The 3,829-nt window shown below is 60.5% G+C and carries 3 protein-coding genes; all 3 read right to left on the reverse strand.

Annotated elements, in window-relative coordinates; genetic code table 11:
• On the reverse strand, positions 1-751 hold a 751-nt coding region (gene mobV / locus ABHT90_RS09895; RefSeq protein ID WP_346982393.1), incomplete at its 3' end, for a MobV family relaxase.
• A gap of 541 nt (positions 752-1,292) precedes the next feature.
• Positions 1,293-2,294 carry a hypothetical protein gene (locus ABHT90_RS09900; RefSeq protein ID WP_346982394.1) on the reverse strand — a complete coding sequence of 334 codons (1,002 nt, stop codon included), beginning with the start codon at positions 2,292-2,294 and terminating at the stop codon, positions 1,293-1,295.
• A 228-nt stretch (positions 2,295-2,522) separates the two neighbouring features.
• Positions 2,523-3,829 (reverse strand): plasmid recombination protein (locus tag ABHT90_RS09905; protein WP_346982395.1); only part of this gene is annotated, 1,307 nt, incomplete at its 5' end.

A 3,829-nucleotide genomic window follows, 5' to 3' on the forward strand; every position in this document is an offset into this window, starting at 1 on the left:
GTTCAAGGCCGTCCAGCTCGCGCTTCGCCGTTATCGCCCCGTGCTTCGCCTTGTCTCTCTCGCCCTCAAGGGTCTCTATCTCGGACTTGAGCGCCCTCGTGGTGCCGACCTGCACCTTGTACGCGTCAAGGCTCCTGTAGCCCTTCGCGCGCAGCTCGTGGCGCATTGGGCGCTCGTACCCGTAGGGCTTCGCGACCTGCTCCCAGAAGTCCTCCTGAAGCCTGCTCATGGTTCCCTGGGCCGTCACCTCCCACTTGCCCTCGGCGTTCTTGCGCCGCTTGTCGGGCGCGAACAGCTCCTTGGCGCACAGGCGATCGTAGCCGTCCTCGCCGTGGATGACCGGGGCGATCCAGATGTGCACGTGCGGGGTGCCCTCGTCCAGATGAATCTGGGCGGCGAGCAAGTTCTCATAGCCGTACCGCGCACCGAACCACTGAACCGACCTGTCAAGAAACTCCTTGGCCGTCTCCTCGTCCGGAAGCGCTTCGTTTGTCGACACGATGAACCCCATCGCGCGAACTTGGTTGTCCCTGATTTTCCTCTTCGTGTTTAGCTCGCCCATACGGCGCTCGATGGCCTGTTCGAGCGGAACGGGACTCTCGTCCCCCGCGCGGCACAGGTACCCGACATGCCGGCCGCTCTGGTCAACATCGTTGGCGTAGGTGTGCGCCCGCCTGTCCAGCTCCTTGCCCACGGCTTCAAGGCTCTCGCATTTGGTCGACTTCATGGCAATCAAGGGTGCTACGGTCATGTCAAACTCCCGAGTTCGAACCACCTAAAGGTGCGTTAGCGACATTTGGTATAGTCACGTTATACCAAGCTACGCTTGGCACGTGCAAGGGCGCCGCCCTTGACCCGCTCGGGCGTTCCCCCCGAGACCCCCCAGCCCTACTCATTCGCGGCGTCGCTCATGAGGTGCGGGCCATCGGCGCAAGCGCCGAATGAGGGGGCAAGCCCCCTCAAACTCCCCCGCTCAACCTGATTTGTCATTTGTCATTTGTCACATTATTTTTCGGACGTAGTTAGCGAAAAATAATGAGCGCGCCCCTCCAAACCACCCCACAAATCACTATCGGTATCGGTATCGGATATCGGATTCCCATGGGCGAGGTCGTAGTACCTCGCCCATGGGAATCCGATATCCAGCCCTCCCGCGCTCGCAGACTTGGGCAAGGAAAGGGTCGATGGAGCAGGTGTGCCCATCGACCCTTATCCCAGTCTGTCTTTTGGCTCGACCGCCGCGTCAATTCCGCAGCCGGTGAACGAGGGCTACGTAGATCCGCTATGCGGAACTACTCCGCCCCCGTAGTCACCGCCTGCTCCATTGACCCGCCTACCGCGCCGCACCAGCTTTTCGCTTCCGCCAGCAGCAGGGCGGCAGCTCCATCCGGCAGCTTCACGCACGGCGTGCGCAGGTACTCGCGTACCTTTGGCCGGCTGGTGCGTCCAAGCATATTGATGAGCGTCTCAACGTCCTCGTTTCTCTCGGCTTTCTCGGCCAGCATGATTCCAATCACGCGAATGTAATCCTTTGTCCCAGATTCACTGTGCCACGCGTGCACCTGCGGCCAGTGCTCCTCAAGCTGCTCCGCAGTCCACTCGCCATCACAAGTCATCTCGATGCGCGTCAGCTGCACCTTGTCCGTATCAAGATGCAGCTCGGCGGCCTTGTCGTAGACCTTGACGTATGCGGGCGTGTTCTTGACCCCCAGATACTCCGTGATGCCATTCGATATGACGGACTTGTACATGCGCCTGTCCTTGCTTAAGCGGCAGTCGTAGCGGCTCACCGGAATGTCGTAGGCAAGGTCAAAGCGCTTGAGCCGAGCCTTGGACACACACGTCCCAAGCGTCTTAAGAAGTCCGTGGAACCTTTTATCGCCAGCAACCTTGTTCGGGTTGAACTCGATAAAGCCCTTGTGCATGTTGACTTTGCAGGACGGTTCCATAAACCCGATGCCGAGCGCGACCGAGCTGCCGCCCAAAGCGAAACTCCACAGCTCATACCACCCGCCCGGCCTGATTTTCGACGTCCAAGCGCTCATCTCGTCGCAGTCTGTGAGCTGCGCTCCCTTGCGGCTCAACCACTCGCCACGGTCACCCTTGAAGGTAAGAGAAAGTCGAACCATATCGACCGACAGCGTATTTTTATTTACACCCCTATAGGGGTTGTAGTAGCTAGGGGAAGTGCACGAAAGTGCATGAAATCCGGCTATTAGACAAGGGCCGGATTTCATGCCGCCGTTCTCGGGGCCATTCTCGTCTTCATCAATTTGTTTACTTTCGCCGCTCATAAAAGAAAACCTCCCGGGTCTCGGGAGGTCACAAACTCGGATATGGTTTGCCAGTTTGCTGTAGTCAGATGCCCGCGTGCTAGAATGGGGCCGTGGTACTACGGTGGCATTTGAGTCGTGACCTCAGTGTCAGCGTCGGGGGGTAGGAGCCCCGTTCGCCTTTGCCGAATTGTACCTCAAACGAACGACCCGCCCGCCTGGCTTAAGGCTGGGCGGGCGTTTTCGTTTCTAGCGGCTCTGACTCCACGACCGCTGCGGCGGTCTATCGTCACGGTTCGCATCCCGCGCCCTAGCAGCCCTCTGGGCTTCCGCAGCACGGGCTTTGGGGCTTCTGTCATCGTCTTCCCCGTAATCGCGCTCCAAGGCCGCCAAATCGCGTTTGAGCGCCCTTGTTGTCATCCGCGCACTTCTCGGCGCGAGCTTTCGGGAGAGGTCCGCAATTGCCACCTCAAGCCGTCCAACCGCTCCTCTGATTCCCTCAACGACCCGCTCAACTCGTCCTCGGAGTCCATCGCATCGAGCAGCGATTTCATCGATGATTCCGCGCTTCTCAAAGCGTCCCGCGTGGTCGAACTGGTCAGCGAGGGAAGCGATGGCTTCCAGCTCCTCAACGTCCTCCTCAAGCCGTCCCGCCGCTTGCCGAACCGACTCCAATCGCCGCTGCTCGCGCTGGAGGTTTTCGCCCACCTCGTTGCGCAGCTCGATTTTCTCGCCGATTTCGCCGTTCAAGCGGTCAAGCTCGGCCATTTTCTCCGCGATTCGGCGGTCGATTTCCGCAGCCTGCGCCCGCTTTTCATCGACCTTGGCGTTCACGGCACCCAATTTGACACTGGACTCAACCCTGAGCTGTTCAAGGCCGTCCAGCTCGCGCTTCGCCGTTATCGCCCCGTGCTTCGCCTTGTCTCTCTCGCCCTCAAGGGTCTCTATCTCGGACTTGAGCGCCCTCGTGGTGCCGACCTGCACCTTGTACGCGTCAAGGCTCCTGTAGCCCTTCGCGCGCAGCTCGTGGCGCATTGGGCGCTCGTACCCGTAGGGCTTCGCGACCTGCTCCCAGAAGTCCTCCTGAAGCCTGCTCATGGTTCCCTGGGCCGTCACCTCCCACTTGCCCTCGGCGTTCTTGCGCCGCTTGTCGGGCGCGAACAGCTCCTTGGCGCACAGGCGATCGTAGCCGTCCTCGCCGTGGATGACCGGGGCGATCCAGATGTGCACGTGCGGGGTGCCCTCGTCCAGATGAATCTGGGCGGCGAGCAAGTTCTCATAGCCGTACCGCGCACCGAACCACTGAACCGACCTGTCAAGAAACTCCTTGGCCGTCTCCTCGTCCGGAAGCGCTTCGTTTGTCGACACGATGAACCCCATCGCGCGAACTTGGTTGTCCCTGATTTTCCTCTTCGTGTTTAGCTCGCCCATACGGCGCTCGATGGCCTGTTCGAGCGGAACGGGACTCTCGTCCCCCGCGCGGCACAGGTACCCGACATGCCGGCCGCTCTGGTCAACATCGTTGGCGTAGGTGTGCGCCCGCCTGTCCAGCTCCT

This window comes from Collinsella aerofaciens (assembly GCF_039758815.1).
GTDB lineage: Bacteria > Actinomycetota > Coriobacteriia > Coriobacteriales > Coriobacteriaceae > Collinsella > Collinsella aerofaciens_BP.